The organism is Murinocardiopsis flavida (assembly GCF_003014485.1).
In the GTDB taxonomy this organism is placed as follows: Bacteria; Actinomycetota; Actinomycetes; order Streptosporangiales; family Streptosporangiaceae; genus Murinocardiopsis; species Murinocardiopsis flavida.
In genome coordinates this window covers 25,917-49,602 of the sequence record NZ_PYGA01000026.1, presented here as the reverse complement: position 1 = coordinate 49,602, position 23,686 = coordinate 25,917, and the positions used below count along the sequence as shown (strand labels likewise).

Annotated in this window: 23 protein-coding genes; 11 read left to right on the top strand and 12 right to left on the bottom strand. The window is 70.6% G+C overall.

Annotated features, from left to right (window positions below; translation table 11 throughout):
• Position 1: 1 nt before the first annotated feature.
• From casA to CLV63_RS27715, 5 genes are all read right to left on the bottom strand, one after another.
• Entirely contained in the window at positions 2-1,609 is a 1,608-nt protein-coding gene (casA, locus tag CLV63_RS27735; RefSeq protein WP_281260773.1) for a type I-E CRISPR-associated protein Cse1/CasA, read from the bottom strand.
• A gap of 71 nt (positions 1,610-1,680) precedes the next feature.
• A complete protein-coding gene (locus tag CLV63_RS27730; protein ID WP_106586185.1) occupies positions 1,681-2,070 on the bottom strand; it encodes a hypothetical protein in 390 nt (129 codons plus the stop codon).
• Positions 2,067-4,517 (bottom strand): CRISPR-associated helicase Cas3', encoded by a 2,451-nt coding sequence (gene cas3 / locus CLV63_RS27725; RefSeq protein ID WP_245929106.1) that lies wholly within the window; start codon positions 4,515-4,517, stop codon positions 2,067-2,069. The genes CLV63_RS27730 and cas3 overlap by 4 nt, the downstream gene beginning before the upstream one ends.
• Before the next feature lie 244 nt (positions 4,518-4,761).
• Positions 4,762-5,250, bottom strand: a complete 489-nt coding sequence (locus CLV63_RS27720; RefSeq protein WP_106586184.1) for an ATP-binding protein — start codon at positions 5,248-5,250, stop codon at positions 4,762-4,764.
• A 164-nt stretch (positions 5,251-5,414) separates the two neighbouring features.
• Positions 5,415-6,380 carry a Scr1 family TA system antitoxin-like transcriptional regulator gene (locus tag CLV63_RS27715; RefSeq protein ID WP_106586183.1) on the bottom strand — a complete coding sequence of 322 codons (966 nt, stop codon included), beginning with the start codon at positions 6,378-6,380 and terminating at the stop codon, positions 5,415-5,417.
• 164 nt (positions 6,381-6,544) lie between these two features.
• On the opposite strand from CLV63_RS27715, the gene CLV63_RS27710 reads away from it, so the two are divergent.
• Together CLV63_RS27710 and CLV63_RS27705 are read left to right on the top strand one after the other, a co-directional pair.
• On the top strand, positions 6,545-7,405 hold the full coding sequence (locus CLV63_RS27710; protein WP_106586182.1) for a helix-turn-helix domain-containing protein: 861 nt from the start codon (positions 6,545-6,547) through the stop codon (positions 7,403-7,405).
• Positions 7,406-7,424: 19 nt separating this feature from the next.
• The gene (locus CLV63_RS27705) at positions 7,425-7,625 is read left to right on the top strand and encodes a DUF397 domain-containing protein (protein ID WP_106586181.1); all 201 of its coding nucleotides are present in this window, start codon (positions 7,425-7,427) and stop codon (positions 7,623-7,625) included.
• Positions 7,626-7,694: 69 nt separating this feature from the next.
• On the opposite strand, the gene CLV63_RS27700 is transcribed toward CLV63_RS27705, so the two are convergent.
• Positions 7,695-8,264, bottom strand: a complete 570-nt coding sequence (locus CLV63_RS27700; RefSeq protein ID WP_106586180.1) for an NADPH-dependent FMN reductase — start codon at positions 8,262-8,264, stop codon at positions 7,695-7,697.
• A gap of 163 nt (positions 8,265-8,427) precedes the next feature.
• Here CLV63_RS27700 and CLV63_RS27695 point away from each other — a divergent pair, with 163 nt between their 5' ends.
• The 4 genes from CLV63_RS27695 (at position 8,428) to CLV63_RS27685 (ending at position 12,406) form a co-directional block, all read left to right on the top strand.
• On the top strand, positions 8,428-8,916 hold the full coding sequence (locus CLV63_RS27695; RefSeq protein ID WP_106586179.1) for a MarR family winged helix-turn-helix transcriptional regulator: 489 nt from the start codon (positions 8,428-8,430) through the stop codon (positions 8,914-8,916).
• 150 nt (positions 8,917-9,066) lie between these two features.
• Positions 9,067-9,573: a DUF4383 domain-containing protein gene (locus tag CLV63_RS34155; RefSeq protein ID WP_211301506.1), complete on the top strand. Its 507-nt coding sequence runs from the start codon at positions 9,067-9,069 to the stop codon at positions 9,571-9,573.
• Positions 9,574-11,058 carry an SDR family oxidoreductase gene (locus CLV63_RS27690; RefSeq protein ID WP_211301505.1) on the top strand — a complete coding sequence of 495 codons (1,485 nt, stop codon included), beginning with the start codon at positions 9,574-9,576 and terminating at the stop codon, positions 11,056-11,058. It abuts the gene before it with no gap.
• 19 nt (positions 11,059-11,077) lie between these two features.
• Complete coding sequence (locus CLV63_RS27685) at positions 11,078-12,406, top strand: cryptochrome/photolyase family protein (RefSeq protein ID WP_106586178.1); 1,329 nt, start codon at positions 11,078-11,080, stop codon at positions 12,404-12,406.
• Positions 12,407-12,493: 87 nt separating this feature from the next.
• Here CLV63_RS27685 and CLV63_RS27680 read toward each other — a convergent pair whose 3' ends face one another.
• The 3 genes from CLV63_RS27680 to CLV63_RS27670 all read right to left on the bottom strand — a co-directional run bounded on the left by CLV63_RS27680 (position 12,494) and on the right by CLV63_RS27670 (position 14,525).
• The gene (locus CLV63_RS27680) at positions 12,494-13,030 is read right to left on the bottom strand and encodes a MarR family transcriptional regulator (protein WP_106586177.1); all 537 of its coding nucleotides are present in this window, start codon (positions 13,028-13,030) and stop codon (positions 12,494-12,496) included.
• 157 nt (positions 13,031-13,187) lie between these two features.
• Positions 13,188-13,697, bottom strand: coding sequence for a TspO/MBR family protein (locus CLV63_RS27675; protein ID WP_106586176.1), 510 nt, complete (start codon positions 13,695-13,697; stop codon positions 13,188-13,190).
• A gap of 69 nt (positions 13,698-13,766) precedes the next feature.
• Entirely contained in the window at positions 13,767-14,525 is a 759-nt protein-coding gene (locus CLV63_RS27670; protein ID WP_245929104.1) for a hypothetical protein, read from the bottom strand.
• A 265-nt stretch (positions 14,526-14,790) separates the two neighbouring features.
• On the opposite strand from CLV63_RS27670, the gene CLV63_RS27665 reads away from it, so the two are divergent.
• The gene (locus CLV63_RS27665) at positions 14,791-16,197 is read left to right on the top strand and encodes an MFS transporter (protein ID WP_106586175.1); all 1,407 of its coding nucleotides are present in this window, start codon (positions 14,791-14,793) and stop codon (positions 16,195-16,197) included.
• A gap of 233 nt (positions 16,198-16,430) precedes the next feature.
• Positions 16,431-17,903 carry a catalase gene (locus CLV63_RS27660; RefSeq protein WP_106586174.1) on the top strand — a complete coding sequence of 491 codons (1,473 nt, stop codon included), beginning with the start codon at positions 16,431-16,433 and terminating at the stop codon, positions 17,901-17,903.
• A 103-nt stretch (positions 17,904-18,006) separates the two neighbouring features.
• Here CLV63_RS27660 and CLV63_RS33800 read toward each other — a convergent pair whose 3' ends face one another.
• Positions 18,007-18,519 (bottom strand): hypothetical protein, encoded by a 513-nt coding sequence (locus tag CLV63_RS33800; RefSeq protein WP_170134347.1) that lies wholly within the window; start codon positions 18,517-18,519, stop codon positions 18,007-18,009.
• A gap of 428 nt (positions 18,520-18,947) precedes the next feature.
• Between CLV63_RS33800 and CLV63_RS27645 the strand changes: the two genes are divergently transcribed.
• On the top strand, positions 18,948-19,847 hold the full coding sequence (locus CLV63_RS27645; protein ID WP_106586222.1) for an aminoglycoside phosphotransferase family protein: 900 nt from the start codon (positions 18,948-18,950) through the stop codon (positions 19,845-19,847).
• Positions 19,848-19,980: 133 nt separating this feature from the next.
• Here CLV63_RS27645 and CLV63_RS27640 read toward each other — a convergent pair whose 3' ends face one another.
• Complete coding sequence (locus CLV63_RS27640; protein ID WP_106586171.1) at positions 19,981-20,448, bottom strand: PaaI family thioesterase; 468 nt, start codon at positions 20,446-20,448, stop codon at positions 19,981-19,983.
• 292 nt (positions 20,449-20,740) lie between these two features.
• Here CLV63_RS27640 and CLV63_RS27635 point away from each other — a divergent pair, with 292 nt between their 5' ends.
• Positions 20,741-21,055 carry an ArsR/SmtB family transcription factor gene (locus CLV63_RS27635; protein WP_106586170.1) on the top strand — a complete coding sequence of 105 codons (315 nt, stop codon included), beginning with the start codon at positions 20,741-20,743 and terminating at the stop codon, positions 21,053-21,055.
• Complete coding sequence (locus tag CLV63_RS27630; RefSeq protein WP_106586169.1) at positions 21,052-22,236, top strand: MFS transporter; 1,185 nt, start codon at positions 21,052-21,054, stop codon at positions 22,234-22,236. The genes CLV63_RS27635 and CLV63_RS27630 overlap by 4 nt, the downstream gene beginning before the upstream one ends.
• A 64-nt stretch (positions 22,237-22,300) precedes the next feature.
• Here the strand turns inward: CLV63_RS27630 and CLV63_RS27625 are convergent, their stop codons facing one another.
• Entirely contained in the window at positions 22,301-23,629 is a 1,329-nt protein-coding gene (locus CLV63_RS27625; protein WP_342751442.1) for a TrkH family potassium uptake protein, read from the bottom strand.
• Between the last annotated feature and the right edge of the window lie 57 nt (positions 23,630-23,686).

Genomic DNA, 23,686 nt, shown 5'->3' with positions numbered 1-23,686 from the left:
CTCACCTGGTGCGTTGGTCGACGTCGTGGGTGTACTTCTCGTTGAGCTTCTTCAGGGCGCCAAGAAAGATCATCTCGGTGCTGGCCATAGCGAAGAGCTGGCGCGGCACCACCCGTGGAAACTCATCCACCCACGTCTGGACGGCCTCACGGGCAGTGCCGTCGACGTGCGCCTGCCATTTCTCGAAGTGTTCTTTGAGCCGGGCCCGCCCCTCACGATCGTCGTGGCGATAGGTCTGGACCACGTCCCCCACATTGCGGAGGAGCTGCGCGAATTCGGCGTCCAAGCGCGGCCAGTAGCGTTCGGCCAGGTAGCTCCAGTGCTTGTACTGGTCGAAGTCGCCGCGCAGTTCGTTGCTGTAGTTCTTGGTCATCTGCTGAAGCGCAGCGCCGACCTCGTCGGCCAGGCGCACCGCGTATCCGAAGAGGAGTTCCAACATCCAGTCGATGTTCTGCGCCCGCAGCAGCGCGAGCTTGACCGGAAGCGCCTCCTCGGACCAGTACTCGACCGCGCCGGGATTGGACATCAGCTTCTGTCCGAACACCCTCAGGGTGATGACCTTGTCCGCAGGAAGCGTGTTGTCGACCAGTTCGGCGATGTTCTCGATGCTCAGTGGGCGGAGCCGAACCCCGAGCCCAGCCGTTGGCAAGAGGAGTTCCGCGGCGTGCCGCCACACACCGCGCAAGATCTCCAACCGAACTGGATAGAAGACCTCCTTCTTATTCGGCTTCTGAAAAGCCGCCATCGCTTCGATCTGCTGGAGTTCCGCGCCGAACTGGGTACCCGGCGCAATCACTGTTCCGTCGACCAAAACTCCGTCTTCAGTGTCCCTGCCGTGCAGCAGGATCCGCCGGGATGGCCAGGTAAGCAGGTCCGTCCAGCCCTTCGGGAACTGTCCCTCTTCCACCGGTTCGGGTCCGGGCGGCTGATTCCGTTCCCAGATCGGATGATCCTCGGCCGTGGTGGTCGGCAGCGGTAGACCCAGGTCCGGTGCATACAAGACCATGTTGAGGAGCAGGGTCTCCTTGAGGTTGTCACCTTCGAGAATCACCGTCGCGAAGTGGTTGCACAGCCCGGACTTGGAACTCTTCTTCTTCTCGTAAGGCGTCTTGGTCCCGCCTGTGTCGAATGACTGGACGGTCACCAGCCAACGCGCCGCCACGTCGGCCGGGAGGTCGGGACGTTCCCCGTCCGTGGTGTGGTCGAAGAGCGTGGTGTTGTTGCCCCTGGCCCGGTACAGGAGCAGTTGGGCGGCGGACTTGGGCTCCACCGTGGACAGCCCTGGGCACTGCATGAAGGGCCGGTCCCCACCCAGCAGCTCGAAGGCGTCGGGGTGGTCCTGCCAGTACTTGTCCAGCGGCTCCTTTTCAAACTCGCGCGCCTCCCACAACCGCGACCACTCCTCCAGCGACCTCGGCCCGTCGTAGATTCGGTGGGCGAACGCCAGGAGCATGCGGTAGAGGGCAGCGGTAACGATCGGGGCTTCGGCCCGAACACATCGGAGTTCGTGCGCACGCCCGAAGACATCCTCGATCCCGAGCAGGTCCGGATCACCGTCCAAGGTGACCACCGGAATCCATTGCTGTCTCAGCAGACTAAAGGACAACACCAACACTCCGGGGGATAGGAGGGGATCAACATAGCGTGGGGGTAACGACAATTAGTGAGGACCAAAGTCCGTCAATCGGTGTCCGGTTCGGTGACGCGCAGGCTCTGGTCCGGTCGGCGTTCCACCCGGATCCCCTTGTGCTCCCAGCAGCCGTCAACGAGGACCAGGGGATGGTGGTCGCGGAGCCAACCCGACTCCTTGAATGCCGCAGGTACGCAGTTCTGCTTACAGAGCACGTCGAGAGCTTCCGACCCCAGGTCGACAGGGGCCGAGAGGACCACGACGTTCTCGTCGACGATCTCGATGACCAGCTCGAACGACAGTTCCGCTGCCTCCAGGTCGACGGGCGAACCAGAGCGCGTCGTCGGCAGGTCAGACCCGTTTCCGTTCAGCAGCGCGAACCAGACCTCCGCATAGTCCTGGTCGTACTCATCGCCGTTGGTCTCCTGCCCGTCAGTCACTTCCGGCCCTTCTCTCGGCCGTCGGTGGGCCGGGTTCGTCCGGCAGGACCCGAGCGCCGGGAAAGTCGGAGGATGTCCCGGTGACTGCCGATCAGTGACGTCATCACCGACGACGCCTGGAAGCGCAGCTTCTTCCGCCTCCGGTCGTAGCTGCTGTCGGCGTTGTCCCACGCCCCCTCCCAGCCGTCCTCGATCATCGATTCCTCGGCGACATAGACCCGGTGGATCTGCTTGGCGATCTCATCGAGGGGATCCCAGCGCTCCTGGGCAAGAACTTCACTCAGCACCACTCGGGTGCGGCCAAGGATCAGCGGGGCGTAGATCTTCGCGATGTGCGGGGCGAAGAACATCGACCCCCGGTCGCCCGGTCCCCTCGCTGCCCGCCGCTCCGGATTGACATCGGCGACCAGCAATGTCGGAGTCCCCAGGCCGCTCGGGCGGTGCGTCCTCCGATGCCGGTGCAGGCGGCCGGCCCGTTGGAATAGGAGGTCGATCGGGCAGAGGTCGGAGACCAACAGGTCAGCGTCAATATCCAGGCCGTGTTCTAGAACTTGCGTGCCGACGACGATTGCGTGCCGCTCTTCCGGGGACTTCCCACCGAGCAGAGAATGGACCTGCTCCTCGATCCTCGTCCGGTCTACGCCCTGCGATTCTCCGGTGAAAAGAACCAGTTCCGGGAGATCTTCTTTCCCGACGAGCAGTTTCGCGATCCGGTCTCGGACGTCCTGGGCCCGGGTCTTGGTGTTGAGCACGATCAGTGCCGTTCCCTCATCACCCACCCGGGCCACCACCTGCTCGGCGATGGCGTCCGGAGATTCGTCCACGTGCTCGACCTTGAGTGCCCCTCGGGCCTTGGTCTCGTCGGAGAGGCCGAGCGCCGACGGCGAGCCTGTCCCACCGGTCCAGGCGACCTGCCATGATCCGGGGGCGAGCACACGAACACGTTCCCGGTCGGGCGCCCGGCTCTCGGCCCCCGCCCTCCAGTACTCGACCAGCTCCTCGCGCCGGTTCGCAGGCAGCGTGGCCGACATCAGTACCACCGGCACGCCCATCCACCCGCAGAACCACAAGAACTGGTCGACCAGCCGTCCGGTGTACATGTCATAGGCGTGCGCCTCGTCGATGACCACGACCTTGTTGCTGATGCTGGCCATGCCGAGGTAGTTGTGGCCGCTGCGGATCACCGACTTGAGGAGCTGGTCGATAGTCCCCGCCCCGATGGGGAAAGCGAGTCCCCGCTTCCGGGTGAACCACTCCAGCGAGTTCTGCCCACCGTCGTCTCCGGCGTCCTCCTCCCCCACCGCACTCGGGAGGATCTGCGCCTCAACGCGTTCGGCCCTCATGTCCTTGGCCGCGCCCCCGTAGACGAGGTTGACGTCCAGCGGCGAACCCGTCCCCTCCATGAGTTTGCGGACCTCGTTGAGTGCCTGCCTGCTGAGCGCTTTCGTGGGTGTCGCAAAGTAGAGCCCGCCCAATCCGAGCCTGCGAGCCAGGTCGGCGGCGGCCTGCAAGCCGGCCCTGGTCTTGCCCTCGCCGGTCGGCGCCTCGATCACCAGGACACCAGGGCCGTCGCACTGGTCCAGGCTCGCCTCTACGGCTTTCTGGAGCGGTCGTGGATCCTTCTTGAACAGGTCCCGGTATCCGGTCCTTTCCGGCGGGATCCAGGCCGACCAGTTCGTGGTGCGGAGCGTCCTATCGGCCTGCTCCCGCGCTCGCTCCTGGTAGGCGTGGATATCCTCCGGGTTGGGCTCGTACGCGAAGCGCGAGGAGTCGGAGGCCACCCAGTCCGCGAGGGTGGTAAGACCGGCCAGGCCCACCAGTCCGAGCGCGGTGACCTCCACTTCGCTCCACGCAGGTGTGCCGAAGTCGAGGCCGCGCAGCCCGGCTATCTTCTGGACCAACTCGGAACGCGCCTCCGCCCAACTCCGGTCGCCGAGGTCGTCCTTGCCCCTGGCCGCCCGGACCTCGCCGGGGTTGGGAAACCACCCATGATGGCCGCCGAGGATATGGCCGATCAGGAGTGCGGTGTCCCTGCTCGCCCCGGCGGCTTCGAGCATGTCCTGAAGGTGGACAGCGGTCCCCAAGCCGTGTTTGGTGTCCCAGCGCTGCCCCTTCTTCGCGGGGGCATTGCGCTCCAGGACCGGGTGGTCCTTCTCGGGGAACCGCGCCAGGGCCACCTCCAACACCAGGGACTGGAACGCCGGGGTGTACTTGCCGAGGTCGTGCAGCCCGCACAGCAGCGCCACCCAGTCCCGCGCGGACCCGTCGAGCGGGGCGAAGATCCGATCAAGCTCCTTGCGCACCTTGGGGCCGAGGATGATCGGGTAGAGGCGGTACGCGACCTCCATCGTGTCGATGAGGTGGCAGGCCAGCGCATGCACGCCGTGCTTCTTCGTGTGCTTGGCCCAGGGGCGGGCCCACTCCTGGATCGTCTGCGCGTCGACCAAGTCCGCACTCCTCGGGAAACAGGTTCCTTCGCCGCATCTCCCCGCATCGAACCACCAGCCGCCGACCTTTCGGATGGTTTTCCACAAGCCCTCTGAAAACCGCTCGATATGCGGACCGTTCGGGGGACACAGATTGCCGGATGATCAGGCGTTTCACGAAGACCGCTGTCCGGTTGCGGACTATTGCGTCGTTGCGGTGGCGGGAGTGGGAATTGTCGGCTATATGCCGTGAGCGCAGACGTGCTTAGCGAGGGTTTAGTGGGAATTCGGCCCAGACCGATGTGCCCAGTTCGGCGCAGAACGGGAAGGACACGACCGGGGCGGCGCCCCACTCCGTGGCGAGGGATTCCACCAGCAGCAGGCCGCGCCCACGCTCGGCGGTCTCCCACTCTTCCGCGGAGCGTGCGTGGGGGACTTCGGGGCGGTTGCCCCGGTCGCCGTCGTCGACGATGACCAACCGGATGGTGCCCGGGGTGGGGATGTGCAGGGCGCGGACGACGCGGCCGCCGGGGTCGCCGGAGCGGGTGTGCTCGGCGGCGTTGGCGAACGCCTCGCTGGCGCACAGGACCACGGTCTCGACCAGGTCGTCAGAGATGCCGGGCAGCCCGGCGAGGTCGGTGCGCAGTTCGGCGCGGACGCGGGCGGCCTGGGCGGTCTCGCCGGGGTAGATGCGCGGCGCCCAGCGGCGAGCGGTGGACGTGAGCGGACTCGGGGTGTGCGGGACAATGGTCATGTCGGCAACTCCTGGTTCCTTGATGGGTGTGGGTGTTGCTCGGCCGTGCTCTGGGGGTGTTAGCGCACCCGCCAGAGCTTTTCTGTGGGCGTCGGCCTTGCTGATCTTGACGAAACGGGCCTCTCAACGGCCGGTGAGGGCACCGGTTCGTCAAGATCAGCGGGCTAGGGGTGGGCGGGGCGGGTCGCGAGGTTGCGCAACTGGGCGCCCGAGCCGGTGGGAGCCGTGGTGGTGCCGGTGGTGAGGGCGCGGCGGGGCGGGGCCTGGGCCGGGTCGGCGGCGGCTGCGGCGGCGGCTGCGGTGTCGGCGAGTAGCGCCAGGGAGTCGGCGGCGGACAGGGCGACGCCTTGCAGGGTGGCGAAGAGGTCGGCGTAGCCCTTGATGTGGGTGGCGTCGGTGACGAGGTGGCCGGGCCCGCGCGGGTGCGGGGTGTAGGCGAGGGTGTGGCGGGGGGAGAAGGCCAGGGTCCAGAACGCGCCGCGCAGGCCGGGGTGGTGCGGGGTGCCGGCGGGGATGACGTGCACGGTGATGTACGAGGCTTTCGCGAGTGCGTGCAGGTGGGCGTGTTGGGCGGCCTGGACGTCGGGGGTGGCGGCCGTGCGGTGCAGGGCGGCCTCGTCCACGATGAGGCAGTGGAAGGCCGGGCCGGAGGAGGTCGCCATCAGCCGGGGCACGCGCGGGCGGTCGCCGCAGAGATAGTTCGACTCCATGGGGCGTTCGGCGCGGGTGAGGGCGCGGGCGTAGTCGGCGGTGAGGTAGGCGTCGGGCAGGACGAGGGGGGCGTAGGCGCGGATCTGGGCGGCTTCGCAGTGGAGGTCGGTGATGGTGGCCCCGGCGCGGAGTTGGTCGCTGATGTGGACCTGGGCCCAGGCATCCAGCAGGACGCCTTCGGCGCCGTACTCGGTGTCGAGGATCTCGGTCACGCGGCGGCCGGGGTCTTCCTCGCCGTCCTCGATCTGGCGCAGGGTGTAGTCGCCGACCACCGCCCGTTTCGCAATCTCGGAGAGGCCGAGGCCGCGCTTCTCCCGCGCGGATCGCACCCGCGACCCGAACCGCACCCACGGATCCGCAGGCCCTTCACCCGGCGGGACGGTTCCCGCTCCCGCATGCATGCGGTGTTGCTCCACCATGGCGTCCTCCCTCGAAGAAATCACCGAAGAGCACCATAGTGAACTATGAACTTCATAGTTTTCAAGTCCATAGTTACTTTGGGCAATATGTCTGGTTCTTATTTGAGGGGTTCGTACTACGATCAGCGGCGTATTCCACCGACAGTCCGAGTTCAGGAGCCCTCATGGCAGCGAAACAGCCGTCGCTTCCCACGGTCGGAAAGCGACAGCTCGCACGAGAGCTGCGGCGCAGCCGCGAGGCGGCGAAGTTCACCCTCGATCAGGTGGCCGACGAGCTCGACTGGGCCAAGACCAAAGTGCACAACTATGAACATGGGCGCTGGACCAGAGGAAACCTCACCGACCTGCGAGCGCTCCTCGACCTGTACGGCATCCACGAACCGGAGCGCCGAGCGTCGTTAGAGAACCTGATGCGGGACGCCAAGCGGCGTGGCTGGTGGAGCGCCTTCGGCGACGCCTTCGATGGTTCGCTGCCAGCGTTCGAGGATGAGGCGACCCAGATGAGCAGCTACGAGCCAGTGTTCATCCCCGGACTGCTCCAAAAGCGCGAGTATGCGACCAGCCTCATGAACGCGTATGCCTTTCTGGCACCGGATGACATTGAGCGCAAGGTCGAGGCCCGCATGCGCAGGCAGGAGATTCTGAACCGACAGAGCCCGCCCATCGTCTCGTTCGTCATCGAGGAGGCGGCTGTGCAGCGCATGATCGGGATCCCGAAGGTGTTCGGCCCCCAAGTGCAGCATTTGATCGACCTGGCCCAAAACGCCTCCCACGTCTCGATCCAGGTCATGCCGCTGCGCTCAGGGCTGCATGGCGCCTTGGGCTCTTCGTTTGTGATCCTTGACTTCGCCGGGGACTACGACCTGTCGATCGTCCATACGGAGACGGCCACGCGCAGCGGATATCTTGAGAACAAGGAGGAGGTGGCCCTTCATCGCACGATGTTCACCCACGCGTGTGGAAGCGCTCTCTCCCAAGAGGATTCGTCAGCGCTGCTCACGGGGCTCCTCCAACAGCACACCTAGGAATTACAGGATCGCACCAATGCACCTCTCTATCGAAGACTTCGACAGACCGTTCCGCACCTCCAGCTACTCGTCCGCGGCTGACAACTGCGTTGAGATGGCGGATGGGCGTCGTGGCGTGGCGATCCGCGACACCAAGAACCGTGAGCTTGGCGCGCTCTTCTTCGGGGCCGGGGAGTGGCGGGCCTTCATCGACGCCGCCAGGAACAACGGCCTCTGACCGGCCACGGGAGCACCTCGCGAAGCTCGCGGCGTGCTCCCGCGCTTGGCCCGCGGCCGCTCCACCGCGTCAGGTCGCGCGCAGGGGCCGGAGGGCGCTCTCTGTGCGGGCGAGTTCTTCGAGCATCGCCTTCGCGGCGGTCTGCATCTCCTCGTTCGGGGTGAGGGTGCCGTCCTCGGCCAGGAACTGCGAGACGAACGGGATCGACACCGCCTCGAACACCGGGGTCATCTTCAGTGTCGTGACAACCTGCTTGATCATCTGCGCCGCGCGGGTCCCCGCTGCGACTCCCCCGTAGCTGACCAGCCCGACGGGCTTGTACTTCCACTCGTGGTGCAGGTAGTCGATGGCGTTCTTGAGTTCGGCGTTGTACCCGTAGTTGTACTCCGGCATGACGAACGCGAACGCGTCGGCCTCGGCGACCTTCTCGCTCCACCGGCGCGTGTGGTCATGGGTGTACTGGCCCAGCCGGGGGTGGTGCGGCTCGTTCATGAACGGCAGGTCCACCTCGGCGAGGTCGACCATTTCGACCTCGGAGAACCCGCCATGCGCACCGGCTGCGTCCTCGATCCACCGGCCGACCTGCGGTCCCACCCTCCCGGGGCGGGTGCTGGCGATGATGATCTCAAGCTTGGACATGGTGCGGCCGTACTCCTTCACAATTGTTGGTCTCGCCGTACACGCGGTTGGATGTCGGAGATCCGGCGGTCGGGCGCATCGCGGCGCACGTGCTGCGGCCGACCGCGCACCGCATGATCAACTGTAATGGCTGACCCGTCAACCAATAGCGGAGGGTGAGGCGATGGCGACCGAACCGTCTTGGCTGAGTACGCGGGAGGACCGCGCGTGGCGCGGCAGCCTGCGCATGCACAGCCAGTTGAGCGCACGGCTGAATCAGGACCTGCTCCAGGATTCCGGGCTCTCGGCGTCCGAGTACGAGATGCTGGTCGTCCTGTCCGAACACCCCGACGGCAGGATGCCGGCACAGCGCCTGCGGTCCCAGTTGCTCTGGGAGAAGAGTCGACTCTCACACCTGATGCGCCGCATGGAGCAGCGCGGGCTCATCGCACGCGAGTCCAACCCCGCCGACGCCCGCAGCGCCATGGTGTGCCTGACCCCGCAGGGCCGGAACGCCATCACCGAGGCGGCCCCCGACCACGTCCTCCGCGTACGCCAGCACTTCATCGACCTCATGACCCCCGAGGAACTCGACATCGTGACGGCCATCAGCGACCGCGTCCTCGCCCACCTGGCCGAACTGCCGGAGATCGAGGACCCCGCGGACTGCTGAGCCGTGGCGCCGCCGCGGGGCCGCGCGGCACCTCGACTCGCGAACCGCCGCCGATCCGTTGCGGAAGCGATGCGGGTTGCGTGTACGTCTGGCGGCGCAAAGACTGGGCAGCAGGAACTATGACGCAGAGTCACCATTTTGGGGGGCGTCATGAAACTGGACGAGAACCTGCCCGTCGATCACCGGCTCAGCATGGTCTACCGGGTCGGCGCCGGGCTGACCGGCCTGGTTCTCCTGGCCTTCGGCGCGCTCGGCTTCCTGAACCGGCTGGCCTTCTTCGACACGCAGGGGCAGGAGATCGCGGGACTGTCCAGCAACGGACTGCTGAGCCTGATCTCGGTCGTCGTCGGCGCCGTCCTCATCGGCGGCGCGGTCGTCGGGGGGAACTTCGCGTCCTGGCTGAACATGGTGGTCGGCACCGCGTTCCTGCTGAGCGGGTTCGTCAACCTCGCGCTGATGGACACCGCGTACAACCTGCTGGCCTTCCGGATGCCCAACGTCATCTTCAGCTTCGTCGTCGGACTCATGGTCCTGACCTTCGGGATGTACGGGCGGGTCAGCGGGGGGCTCCCGGACGACAATCCCTACCGGCGCAGGCGCGACGCGGCCCGGGCCGGCAGGGCGACGCGCGGTCCCGCCGCAAAGGGCAGGGGCTAGATGCGGGTCCTGGTCACCGGCGCAACGGGCTACATCGGCGGGCGGCTGGCCCCCGAATTGCTGCGCGCCGGTCACACCGTGCGCTGTATGGCCAGGTCGCCGGAGAAGCTGCGCGACCACCCGTGGCGCGCCGACGTCGAGGTGGTCAGCGGCGACGTCCTGGACCCGGCGAGCCTGGCGCCCGCTCTCGAAGGCGTCGACGTCGCCTACTACCTCGTGCACGCCATGGGGGCCGGCGGCGGTTTCGCGCAGCGCGACAGCGACGCCGCCCACTCATTCGCCGCCGCCGCGAAGGACGCCGGGGTCGGCCGGATCGTGTACCTGGGCGGCCTGCACCACGAGGGCGGGGCCCTGTCGGCGCACATGCGCTCCCGCAGCCAGGTGGCCGACATCCTGCTCGACTCCGGGGTGCCGACGGCGGTGCTGCGCGCCGCCATCATCCTCGGGTCGGGCTCGGCGTCGTTCGAGATGCTGCGGTACCTCACCGAGCGCCTGCCCGTCATGACCACCCCGCGCTGGGTGTCGACCCGGGTCCAGCCGATCGCCGTGCGCGACGCGCTGCGGCTGCTGGTGGAGGCCGCAGAACTGCCCGCCGACACCAACCGGGCCTTCGACATCGGCGGGCCGGACGTGCTCACCTACGCCGAGATGATCCGGCGCTTCGCCCGCCTGGCCGGCCTGGGCCGGCGGGTGATCATCCCGGTCGGTGTCCTCTCCCCCGGCCTGTCGAGCCTCTGGGTGGGACTGGTGACACCGGTGCCCGGCGCCATCGCCCGGCCGCTGATCGAGTCGCTGCGCAACGAGGCCGTATGCCAGGAGGACGACCTCGCCGACCTGCTCGGCGACCACGAGCGGCTGGGGTTCGAGCAGGCCGCGGAACTCGCGCTGCGCCGCGTCGGCGAGGCCGAGGTCGCGACCCGCTGGTCGTCGGCCGCCTGGCCCAGCGCCCCGTCCGACCCGCTCCCCACCGACCGGGACTGGTCCGGGGGCTCCCTCTACGTGGACGAGCGGAGCCGCCCCACCGCGGCGTCGCGCACGGAGCTGTGGGACGTCATCGAGGGCATCGGCGGCGACCACGGCTGGTACTCCTGGCCGCTGGCGTGGGGCGTGCGGGGCGCGCTCGACCGCGTCGTGGGCGGTGTTGGGCTGCGCAGGGGGCGCCGCGACCCGCAGCGGCTGCGCATCGGCGACTCGCTGGACTTCTGGCGGGTCGAGGAGGTCGACCGCGGGGAGCTGCTGCGGCTGCGGGCCGAGATGCGCCTGCCGGGGCTGGCCTGGCTCGAACTGCGCGTCGAGGAGCACAACGGGGCCATCCGGTACCGCCAGCGGGCGCTGTTCCACCCCCGCGGCCTCGCCGGACAGCTCTACTGGTGGGGCGTGAGGCCGTTCCACGGCCTGGTGTTCGGCTCCATGGCGCGCCGGATCACGGCCGCGGCGGAGGAGCAGCGGCCCCAGCCGTCCCCGCCCCGCGAGGGGGCGACCTGAACCATGGAGAAGGGCCGACGTGTCGACCGTCATCCTGCTGTACACGCGTGACCTGCGCGTCCACGACCACCCCGCGTTGCACGAGGCCGTGCGGCGCGGGGACCGCGTCGTCCCGCTGTTCGTCCTGGACCCGGAGATCCTGAGCCGCAGCGCCCGCAACCGCATCCACTACCTCCGCGACGCGCTGGCCGACCTGCGGGCTGCGCTGCGCACCCGCGGCGGCGACCTGGTCCTGCGCACCGGCGACACCGTGACCGAGACGCTGCGGACGGCGGAGCGCACCGGGGCCGGCGCCGTGTTCCTGACCCGCGACGTGAGCGCGGCGGCGCAGCGGCGCCACCGCCGCCTCGTCGACGAGGGCGGCCGCGCCCGCGTCGACGTCCGGGAGTTCCCCGGTGTGTGCGTCGTCCCGCCGCTCGACCTCACCCCCGCGGGCGGCGACCACTACAAGGTGTTCACCCCGTTCTGGCGCGCCTGGGAGCGCCGCGAGTGGCGCGCCGCCGTGCCGACCCCGCGCCGCGTCCCGGGGCCCGGCGACATCCCCGTGGGACGGCTGCCTGGCGCGTCGCTGCTCGGGCAGGGGCGCGGCGAGCTCTCCCCCGACGTCCAGCACGGTGGCGAGACGGCGGCGCGGAAGCGGATGAAGGCGTGGCTGGCCGGGCCCATCGGCGACTACGAGGAGCGCCACGACGCGCTCGCCGCGGCCGCCACCTCGCGGCTGGGCGCGGACCTGCGCTTCGGCTGCGTCTCGCCGCTGGAACTCGCCCGTGCCGCGCGCGACCATCCGAAGGGGGCGGCCTTCGTCCGGCAGCTGGCGTGGCGGGACTTCCACCACCAGGTCACGGCGGCGTTCCCCGAGATCGCGCGGCGCGACTACCGGCCGCGGTCCACCCGGTGGCGCACGGACCGGGACGGCTTCGACGCCTGGCGCGAGGGGCGGACCGGCGTCCCGATCATCGACGCGGGAATGCGCCAGCTGCGGCACGAGGGCTTCATGCACAACCGCGCGCGGATGCTCACCGCGGCGTTCCTCACGCGCGAGCTGCGCGTCCACTGGGTCCACGGCGGCGACCACTTCCACGCGCTGCTGGCCGACGGCGACATCGCGAACAACTACGGCAACTGGCAGTGGATCGCCGGAACGGGCAACGACACCCGCCCCAACCGGAGCTTCAACCTGCTGCGGCAGGCGCGGCGCTTCGACCCCGACGGCGCCTACGTCCGCCGCTACGTCCCCGAACTCGCCGCGCTGAGCGGGGCGGAGATCCACGCGCCGTGGCGGCTCGACCGGCCGCCCGGCGGCTACCCGCCACCCATCACCGCAGCGGAGGGGCCGTCCGGCGGTTAGCCCGGTGGTCGGTCCGACGGCCGGTCCGGCAAGCCGTCGGACGGCCCGCCATCGGACTGACCCGGCCGGTCACGGCGGGCACATGGCTCACTGCGGGCGCATGGCCGAGGCGACGCCGTCGAGTGCGGGGCCGACCCGGCCCAGCCAATCGGCGATGACCGCCAGTTCGGCTTCGGTGTAGTGGGCGTGGACGGCGGTCATCGCGTCGCGCATCCCCGGTGAGGGGACGCGGTCCGCCGGCCGCTCGTCGTTCAGGTGGACGAGGACTCTGCGCCGATCCTCGTCGGGGCGCTCTCTGCGGGCCAGGCCGCGATCGACCAGGCGGTCGATGACGCCGGTGACCGAACCCGAGGCGAGCCGGAGTCCGTCGGCGATCTCGCCGGGGCTCTGCGGGCCGCCGACCTTGAGCAGCAGGTAGCACTGGACGTCGGTGGGGTTGAGTTCGGTGCGGTCCGACATCGCGTGGACCAGGCGGATGAGGCCGATGGCGAGGCGCTGGCCGTCGGTCTCGATCGCGGCGTAGAGGGCATCGCGGGACCGCCCCGAGGCGTCCGTTCCGCCCGGCTCCCCGGAGTCCGGGGGCCGCGGCCGACCGGGGTCCGAGGGTCCCGCTGCGGTATCCATCTCTCACCCCGATCGCGACCGGCCCGCCCGCCGGGCCCGTGATGCGCCGAGCCCGGGGCACGGGCACCGCGCCGATGCGCGGGGCATCGCGAGGTGATCGGGTCCGTGCCTGCGCGCTCGCTGGAACGACACCCCATGTATACCGCCGCGGCACCGGTCAGACGCCCGTGTTGAGCTGCCACACGGCGAAGTTGAGAACGGCGGCGAACGTCGTCCACGCCCAGTACGGGACGAGCAGCGCCGCGGCCCACGGCGTGCGGCGGGCGAAGGCCGCGATCGTCGCCGCCAGTACCGCCCAGAGCAGCACGATCTCGGCGAAGGCCGTGCCGCGCAGGCCCGCGGCGAAGAACAGCGGCGTCCAGGCGGCGTTGAGCAGCAACTGCGCCCCGAACAGGGACAGCTCAAGGCGTGCGCCCCGCCAACCGTGGGCGCGCCATACCCCCCAGCCCGCCACTGCGATGGTGACGTACAGGACGGTCCACACCGGCCCGAACAGCCATGCGGGCGGCGCCCACGGCGGCTGGTCGAGTCGCATGTACTCCTGCGCCGTCGTGGTGCTCGACAGCACCCCGACGAGGGCGGCCGCCGCTGCGGCCACTCCGAACAGGGCGAGCCCCGCCAGAGCGGTGCCGCCCGAGGCCGGTTCCCGGTGGTCGTCGGTTGTCATCAGACGTCCTTCCCGATCGTGCGGCGTGCGCCGCCGCCTGCCCGCCTATCCGGCTACCCGGCGGTCCGGCTACCCGGCGGTCCGCGGTACCCCTGCCGCCCCGCTGGAGGCGCCAGGGGGCGCGTCGTCCTCTCCCGTCCGGTGCGCTCCCTGCGGGGACGGCCCGGTGCCAGGCGTCGGCGGGCGCGACGGCCCGCGGCCCATGCGCCGGGCCGTCATCGCCAGCCCGGCGATGAGCGCCACCTCGCCGAGGTTGCCCACGGCGAGCGGTGCCGACGGCACTGCGGCCGCGGCGAACATGAGCGCCGCGCCCGCCGCCATCCACCCGCTGCGGGAGCGGACGAGCAGCAGCAGGCCGACTGCCAGCAGCACGACAACGGTCGCGATGGACGGGATGGGGGCGGCCGTCTCGGCGGCCGAGTACCGCAGCGCATCGCCCTCGCGGCCGGGGACCAGGGAGAGGCCGACGACCTCGGCCAGCACCCCGTAGGCGATCAGGGCCGTCGCCGCCAGGCAGAACCCCGCGTGGACCGCGCGAGGGCGGGCCCAGGCAAGGCCGTGGTCGCGCGCCGCGCCGGCGGCGAAGACGATGAGCAGAGGAGTGACCAGCGCGTGGATGACGAAGCGCGGCACGTTCAATGCGTAGAGGAGGTCGCCCTCCCCGAGGGTGGAACCGAGTGCGACGACACCGTTGTCGTAGACGAGTCCGGCGGCGACCGCGGCGGCGAGCCAGGCGTGCCGGGATCCGCGGACCGCGGCGATCCGGGCCAGCCACACGGTCAGGACCGCGTGCACCAGGGCGAAGACGGCGAAGACGAGGGAGATCACTGCTCCTCCAAATTATCTCGGTTTTCGAGATAACAGGGCACTACCCGGATCCGCGACCGGCAAATCCGGGCATTACGGCTCCGCCTCGGGAGATCGCCGTCCGGTTCGAGTCCAAAGACGAATGGATCGGCACACCCCTCCCGTCCTTGACCGATTCCTGAGGCGACACAGTGTCTCCGTCCGGGGTCCTTCGGTCACCGAAGGTGATAATTGGGCGTGGTGTCGCAGGTGGGCGGCGCCCCAGGGCTAAGGACGGGGTCGGGACGTGAGCCGAACGGACGGGGCGGCGGGGAGCGGGCGGGTACCGCACCCGCGCACACCGGTGAACGTGACGTCGCCGCGGACGGTGCGCAAGGCCGTGTTCGCCTCGGCGCTGGGGAACGCGACGGAGTGGTACGACTTCGGGGTCTACAGCTACCTGGCGGCGACGATCGGGGCGCTGTTCTACCCGGAGGCGTCGGCGGGCGGGCAGCTCATCGCGACGTTCACGACGTTCGCCGCGGCGTTCCTGATCCGCCCGATCGGGGGCCTGTTCTTCGGCCCGCTGGGCGACCGCATCGGCCGGAAACGGGTCCTCGCGACGACGATGCTGATGATGTCGCTGGGCACGGCCGCGATCGGGGTCCTGCCGGTCTACGAGTCGGTGGGGATCGCGGCGCCCGTCCTGCTGCTGCTCTCGCGCATGGTGCAGGGGTTCTCCACCGGCGGCGAGTACGGCGGGGCGACGACGTTCATCGGCGAGTACGCGCCCGACCGGCGGCGCGGCTTCCTCGGGTCGTGGCTGGAGTTCGGCACGGTCTGCGGGTACGTGAGCGGGGCGTCCGTGGTCACCGTGCTGACCTTCGCGCTGACGGACGACCAACTGGCGGACTGGGGGTGGCGGATCCCGTTCCTGCTCGCTCTGCCGCTGGGACTCGTCGGGCTCTACATCCGGATGCGGCTGGAGGACACCCCGGCGTTCACCACGTCCGAGGACACGTTCGCCGAGGGGCGGCGCCCCGGTCCGCTGCACCAGTTGAAGGAGACGTTCAGCGGCCACCTGCCCGCCGTCGCCCTGTGCGTCGGGCTGGTCCTGGTGTTCAACGTCAACAACTACACGCTGACCGCGTACATGCCGACCTACCTGACCGAGGAGCTGGGGTTCCGCAGCACCCACGGGCTGGTGATCACCCTCGCCGCGATGCTGGCCATGCTGCTGCTGGTGACGCAGATGGGCCGCCTCAGCGACCGGGTGGGCCGCCGCCCGGTCCTGATGTCGGGGTGCGTGCTGACGATCGTGGCGGCGTTCCCCGCCTTCTGGCTGCTTCAGCAGGGTGTGGCGGGCGCGGTCGCGGGAGCGCTGCTCCTCGCGCTGGTCCTGGTGCACTTCTCGGGTGTGGTGCCGTCGTCGCTGCCCGCGCTCTTCCCGACGAAGGTGCGCTACGGCGCGCTGGCGATCAGCTTCAACATCTCCGTGTCGCTCTTCGGCGGCACGACACCGCTGATGGCGGAGGCGCTGGTGCAGTCGACCGGCAGCCTGTACGCCCCGGCGTTCCTGCTGGTCGTGGCGGGCCTCATCGGCGCGGTCGCGGTATGGCGGCTGCCGGAGTCCGCGGGCCGCCCGCTCCCCGGCGCCCGCCCGTCCGCCGTGGACCGCTCCGAGGCCGACCGCATCGCCGCCGGAACCCCCTGACCGGTACCGCCCCGACCAGGGACGGCGGGGCACGGGGGCCGCTCCCCGGTACGGCTTGACCCGATGCGGACCGGGGGTTGGTCTTGGGGTAGTGGGTCATCGGGGATCTATCGCCGTGGGCGCCCGCGCGTTCCCGCACGGGCGCGGGCAGGCCGCCGACCAGGGACGGTACCGCCGGTGGTGGTGATCCGAGCACCACCCGTCCGACCGGCACGACCGAGGGAGACCAGCCGATGTCCGACCCCAACGCCCAGTCCCGTGGAGAGGTGACCACCACCGTCTCCGGGATCCCCGCGCCGAGCGACGAGCACTCCTTGACCGTGGGGCGCGACGGGCCCGTGCTGCTGCACGACACCTACCTCATCGAGAAGATGGCGCAGTTCAACCGCGAACGGGTGCCGGAGCGCGTCGTCCACGCCAAGGGCGCCGGCGCCTACGGCACCTTCCGCGTCACCAACGATGTCAGCGACCTCACCTGCGCCGACGTCTTCCAGCCCGGCCGTGAGACCCCCATGCTCGCGCGCTTCTCCACCGTCGCGGGGGAACAGGGCAGCCCCGACACGTGGCGCGACCCGCGCGGCTTCGCGCTGAAGTTCTACACCCGCCAGGGCAACTACGACATGGTCGGCAACAACACCCCGGTGTTCTTCATGCGCGACCCGCAGAAGTTCCAGGACTTCATCCGCTCCCAGAAGCGGGACCTCCGCACCGGGCTGCGCGACAACACCATGCAGTGGGACTACTGGTCGCTCTCCCCGGAGTCGGCGCACCAGGTCACCTGGTTGATGGGCGACCGGGGGCTGCCGCGGAGCTACCGCCACATGGACGGCTTCAGCTCCCACACCTACATGTGGGTCAACGGGGACGGCCGGAAGGTATGGGTCAAGTACCACTTCCGCACCGACCAGGGCAACGACTTCCTCCCCCAGGACGAGGCCGACCGCCTCGCCGGGGAGAACGCCGAGTACCACCGGCAGGACCTCTACGACGCCATCGACCGCGGCGACTACCCGTCGTGGACGCTGAACGTGCAGGTCATGCCGTTCGAGGAGGCGGCGGAGTACCGGTTCAACCCCTTCGACCTGACCAAGGTGTGGCCGCACGGCGACTACCCGCTGATCGAGGTCGGGCGGATGACGCTGAACCGGGTTCCCGAGGACTTCTTCGTCCACGTCGAGCAGGCGGCCTTCGAGCCGTCGAACCTGGTCCCCGGCATCGGCCCGTCGCCGGACAAGATGCTGCTCGCGCGGCTGTTCTCCTACCCCGACACGCACCGCTACCGGATCGGCGTCAACTACAACGAGCTGCCGCCCAACCGGCCCCACGTGCCGGTGCACGCCTACTCCAAGGACGGGGCAATGCGCAGTGTCCCGCCCCAGGTGGGGGCGGTGTACCACCCGAACTCCTTCGGCGGGCCCGACGCCGGGCGCCAAGAGGGCACCGATCCGGCGTCCTGGCCGGTGGACGCGGGCGAGATCGTCCGCGGCGCCTACACCCTCCGACGGGACGACGACGACTTCGGCCAACCCGGTTCGCTGGTGCGCGACGTGCTGGACGACGCCGCGCGCGCCCGCCTGGTGTCCAACGTCGCCGGGCACCTCGGCAAGGTCACCGACGACGGGGTGACGGGCCGCGCGCTGGAGTACTGGCGCAGCATCGACCGCGAGACGGGCGACCGGATCGCCGCGGCGCTGGACCGCGGGTAGCGGGCCGCCGCGGGTAGCGGGCCGCCGCGGCGCTGGGCCGCGGGTAGCGGGCCGCCGCCCGCGGGCGTTCCCACCGCCCGCGGGCGGCCGCCACGCGGTCCGGTCAGTCGGAGACGAGACGGAGGAGGGCGGTGCCGTCGGCGCCCGACACCAGTTGCAGCACGACCGTGTCGGCCGTCGCGCTCGGCGGCCCGCCCGCGGGGCCGCACGAGCTGTTGGAGCCGCCGTCGGTGAAGAACGCGGTGCAGCCGCTGCCCTTGCCGCTCGCCCCGCCCTTGGTCTCGCCGTTGTCCTTGGTGACCTTGTAGGCGACTTCGTTCTCGCCGACCTTGGTCACGGCCAGCTTCGCGGAGCCGTCGGGGAGTTCGAGGTCGAACGCCACGGGTTCGGAGACCGCGATCTCGCAGGACCCGTCGGTGCAGGCGCCGGTGTCGGTGCCGTCCTTCGCCGTGACCGACGGGGACGGGGATGGGGACGACGACGGGGATGGCGGCGGGGATGGCGGCGGGGAGGTGCCGACCGCACCGCCGCCGCACCCGGCGGCGGCTGCGACGAGTGCCCCAAGGAGCGCGATCCGACCTGCCCACTGTCCCGCCCGCCCGGCTGCTGTCCGCACCAGGTCTCCCGCCCTTCGGGGTGTGCCTTCGATGCAGCCCAGCCGGTCGGGCGGACGCTGATCGCCGGTCGCGCGTGAAGGTCACGAGGAGCGTACGCGGCACGCCCCCACCGCGCCAGTCCCAATCCGGCGGAGGGCGCCCTACCAACGGCCCGGGCCGGGACGCCGGTGGCGGATCCGCCGCCGACCGGCCCCACCCTCGCCACACACGGTGTGCAGGCGGCGTACAGGGTCACGGCCTCCTCCGGCGACCGTGCGCGTGACCCCGTCGCCGCCCCTCCTCTTGCGCCCGGTCGAGGCCCGATCTGCCGGCACCGGCGAACCGGCCGGCCGGACAGGGCGGCGAGGTCGCGCTGCTGGAGCGGGCACACGGGCCGGGCGGCGAAATCCGATTGCCGCCCTCGGCGCGCTTCCTCATAATGGCGCGAATGGGCACTGTCAAGATGCACGCCGACGAGGTCGAGACCACCCCGGAGCTCGTGCGACGACTGCTCGCGGGGCAGTTCCCGCAGTGGGCCCACCTGCCGGTCTCCCTGGTCGAGTCCTACGGCACCGATCACGACATCTACCGGCTCGGCGACCATCTGGCCGCCCGGCTGCCGCGCATCGAGGGTGCCACCAGGCAGGCGGGGAAGGAGGCCGAGTGGCTGCCGAGACTCGCGCCGCACCTGCCACTGGCGCTGCCGGTACAGCACGCCATCGGGCACCCCGCCGAGGGTTACCCCTTCGACTGGTCCGTGTGCGCCTGGCTCCCCGGCGACAACGCCGACGGCACCCTCGCCGACCTGGACTTGGCGGCGGTCGACCTCGCCGCCTTCATTCGGGCGCTGCGCGGGATCGACACCGACGGCGCACCGCCGCGCCCGCCGCACAACCGCGGGGGTCCCCTCGCGGCGGCCGACGAGGGGGTGCGCCGGTCGGTCGGCCGGCTCGGCGGGCGCATCGACGGCGCCGCGGCGCTCCGCTCCTGGCAGGAGTCCCTTGACGCCGACTCATGGGGCGGGGCGGAGGTCTGGATCCACGCCGACCTGCTGCCGGGCAACCTGCTCGTGGTCGACGGACGCCTATCGGCGGTCATCGACTTCGGCGGCCTCAACGTGGGCGACCCCGCGTGCGACCTCACGCCGGCCTGGAACGTCTTCGCCGGTGAGAGCCGCGCGCGGTTCCGGGCCGAACTCCAGGCCGACGGCGCGTCGTGGCTGCGCGGCCGAGGGTGGGCGCTCAGCCAGGCCGTCATGGCTCTGCCGTATTACTGGGACACCAACCCCGGCATGGTCCGCCAGGCGGGGCACGCGCTGACACAGGTCCTCGCCGACCCCGCGCCCTGACCGGCACACGCCCGCGGACGCCGGAAGCGCGTACGGCGGGAATGGCGGGACCACCGTCTCCGCCGTCCAGGCGCGGGCGTCCACCGGCAACCAATGGCTATCCCCGCCACCCGGTCGAACTGCCGGTGCGGTGTCACGGACGCTGGGCGTCACTCGGCCGGGAACCGTCGGCAGTGCGGGGGGTCGGGGCGACGACCGCGCCCTGTGCGATGGCGCACCGGTCCTCGGTCCCGTCGGCGTCCACCGTGTACAGGTCGCAGCGGCACGTGGCGCGGCTGCGGCCGGAGTCGACAACGGTGGCGCGGGCGCGCAGCACGCCATGGTGCGCGGGGCGCAGGTAGTCGATCGTGAACCCGACCGTGAGCAGCGCCGGGCCGAGCACCGTCCCCGCTGCGAAGGTCAGCGCGTTGTCCGCCGCGTACCCCAGCACGCCGCCGTGCAGGTAGCCGTTCTGCTGGCGCAGGTCGTCGCGGATGTCGAGGTCGAGTGTTGCCGCGCCGCCGCCGAAGGCGGTGATGCGCGCCCCGAGCAGCACGCTGAACGGCTGCGCCGCCAGGATGCGCTGGGCCAGGGCCAGGTCCGGCAGGTCGTCGGCCGCCATGGCACCCCCTTCTCACTTCACCAGTGAATTGAGAATGGCGCACCCCGCTCCGCCCCGTCCAGCCGCCCCGTCCAGCTCGGCGCGATGTCCATCGGCCGCGCCCTCGGGCAGCGCGAGTCCGCCGTCACGGCACTGGACCGGCTCGTCCGATGGCAGCCGTGGCACGGCGCCTGCGCCCCGTGGCCCGCTGCCATCGGTATGCGTGTGAGCGGAGCCCGGACCCCGAGTTGATCGTTCGACTATTCCCGCACTATTATCGTGCGGGAATAGTCGAACGATTGCGGGAGGTCCCATGGCGCCGTCGCGTGCCTACATCCATCCGGAGACCGACGAGATCTCGCTCCCCCGGGTCCTCTTCGCCCTGAGCGAGCCGCTCCGGCTGGCCATGGTGCAGAAGCTCGCGGCGGACGGCGAGGTGGACAGCATCGACCTCGGCCCCGACCTCCCGCGCTCGACACTGACGCACCACACCAGCCTGCTCCGGGAGTCCGGGGTGGCGTTCGTCCGCGCAGAGGGGCGCAAGTGCCTCATCTCGCTCCGCAGGGACGACCTGAACGCCCGCTTCCCCGGCGTGCTCGACTCCGTCCTCGCCGGGGCCCAGGAGTGATCCGCCGCATCTGGCCGCTCTCACTGGCGACGGCGTCCCTGGGGATCGACGCCTACGTGCTGGCCGGGGTCCTGCCCGACATCGCGGGCTCCCTGACCACGACAGCGGCTGTCATCGGCCTGGGGGTGACCGCCTTCACCGCCGCCTACGCACTCGCGGGCCCGTTCCTGTCCGGACCGCTCGCGCGCGGCTCGACAAAGCGGGCGCTGGTCATCGCCCTCCTGCTGTTCAACGCGGGCAACCTCGCCACGGCGGTCGCCCCCGAGGTCGCGACGTTCCTCGGCTCCCGCGTGGTCGCCGGTGCGGGCGCGGGGATCCTCACCGCCGTTGCCACCGCGACGGCGTCCGGCCTGGTCGCACCCGACCGCCGGGGCCGCGCCATGTCCCTCGTGACGTTCGGCCTGTCCACCGGCACCGTGCTCGGCGTCCCCCTGGGCATGCTCATCGGCCAGGCCGCCGGATGGCGGTGGACGATGGCGCTGGTGGTCGCCATCGGCACTGTCAGCATGCTCGCCGTCCTGCTCGACAGCCGCCCCTACCCCCGCATCGCGGTCGCGCACGCGGGACGGGACCTCCGGCTGCCGGCCCGGCCCGCGGCCGCGCTCGGCGTCGCCGCGGCCCTCCTCCTGGGGATCGCCAGCCTCGGGCTGTACACCTACCTCCTGCCCATCGCAGCGGACGCCGGACTCGGCGCGTGGTCCTTCGCGTTCGTGTGGACCTGGGGCATCGGCGGCGTCCTCGGGTCGGCCGCGGTCGGCAGGCCGGTCGACGTCTACGGCTCCCACCGGGTCCTCCCGGCCGTGCTCGCGGTCCTGGCCCTCGTCCTCGCCGGGCTCTGGGCCGCGACGAACCCTTGGGCCTGGTTCGTGCTGCTGGCCCTGTGGGGCGCGTGCGGCTGGGCGAGCGTGCCGGCCCTCCAGCACCTGCTGACACGGGCGGCACCCGAATCGGCGCTGCCCATCGTCGCGTTCCAGATGGCGGCCATGTACCTCGGCAGCTCCGTCGGCGCCGCGCTCGGCAGCGCGGCCCTCGGCGCCGGGATGGCCGCCGCGGCGCTCCCCGCCTGCGCCGCGGTCATCGCCGCAGCGGGCCTGGGACTCGCCGTGCTCGCCGTCCGGCGCGCCGACGGCGGCAACGACGGCAGCACCGCCGAGCCCGCACCGGCGGCCACCGCCGTGTGACGCCGCGCCGCCGGGTCCGGGGCTCCCCCGCCCCCGGCGGCGCCGCCACCCTGGAAGAACCCCGTCAGCCGACGATGGGGCGGGCCTCCGGGAACTCGATGCGCCGGGTACGCGTCCGCAGCGCCAGCGCCGCCGCCAGCGTGATGGGCCCGACCCTGCCGATGAACATCAGGAAGCACAGCAGGAGCTGGCCGCCGACCGGGATGTCTGCGGTGATGCCCGTGGACAGCCCGACCGTGGCGAAGGCCGAGATGACCTCGAAGAGGAGCTGGTCGAGGGTGAACGGGGTGATGACCGTCAGCACGAAGGTCGAGCAGAACACCAGGCCGACGGCGAGCAGCGCCACCGTCAGCGCCTGCTGCTCGACCCCGCCCGCGAGCCTGCGGTCGCCCACCGTCACCGACCGCTCCCCGCGCACATTGGCGAAGATCACGAACGCCAGCAGCGCGAACGTGGTGACCTTGATCCCGCCCGCGGTGCCCGCGCTGCCGCCGCCGATGAACATCAGCAGGTCGGTCGTCAGCAGGGTCTGGGTGTTCACCTCGGCGTAGTCCAGGCTGTTGAACCCCGCGGTGCGCGGCACCACACCCTGGAAGAACCCGGCGAGGAGCTTGTCGCCGACGCTCATCGGCCCCAGCGTCTCGGGGTTGCCCCATTCCAGTGCCGTGACCATCACCGGGCCGAAGACCAGCAGGACGGCGGTCACGGCGATCGTGATCTTGGCGTGCAGCGTCCACCGGGCGTTCCTGCGGACCCGGCGCCGCCGCCAGATCTCGATCCACACGGGGAACCCGAGCCCGCCCGCGATCAGCGCCAGGCTGAGCGGGACGATGATCCACGGGTCCCCGGCGAACCCCATCAGGCTGTCGGAGTACAGCGCGAACCCGGCGTTGTTGAACGCCGACACCGCGTGGAACAGGCCGTAGTACAGCGCCCGGCCCAGAGCGTAGTCGTAGCCCGCGAGGTAGCGGCCTGTCAGCACCAGCGCGGTGAGCCCCTCGAACACCAGGCTGAACCCGAGGACGCCGAGCACGACCCGGCGTACGTCGCCGAGTGTGACGGACTTGGTCTCCGATCCCGCGGTGAGCTGCAACCGCAGGTTGATGCGCCGAGTGACCAGCAGGGTCATGACCGTCGCCAGGGTCATGATGCCGAGGCCGCCGACCTGGATCAGGCCGAGGATCACCCACTGGCCGAACACGGACCAGTGCGTCGGGGTGTCGACGATGACCAACCCGGTGACGCACACCGCGGATACCGCGGTGAACAGCGCATCCATGAACTCGGTGCGCTCACCCGCCGCGTGCGAGACCGGCAGCATCAGCGCCGCCGTGCCCGCGGCTATCGCCGCGGCGAACGCGGCGACGGTCAGCAGCGGCGGCCGCCGCCACACGGAGACCGCCACCTTCGAGCGAGGGGGGAGCCATCTGCGGCGGCGCGGCCGCCAGGG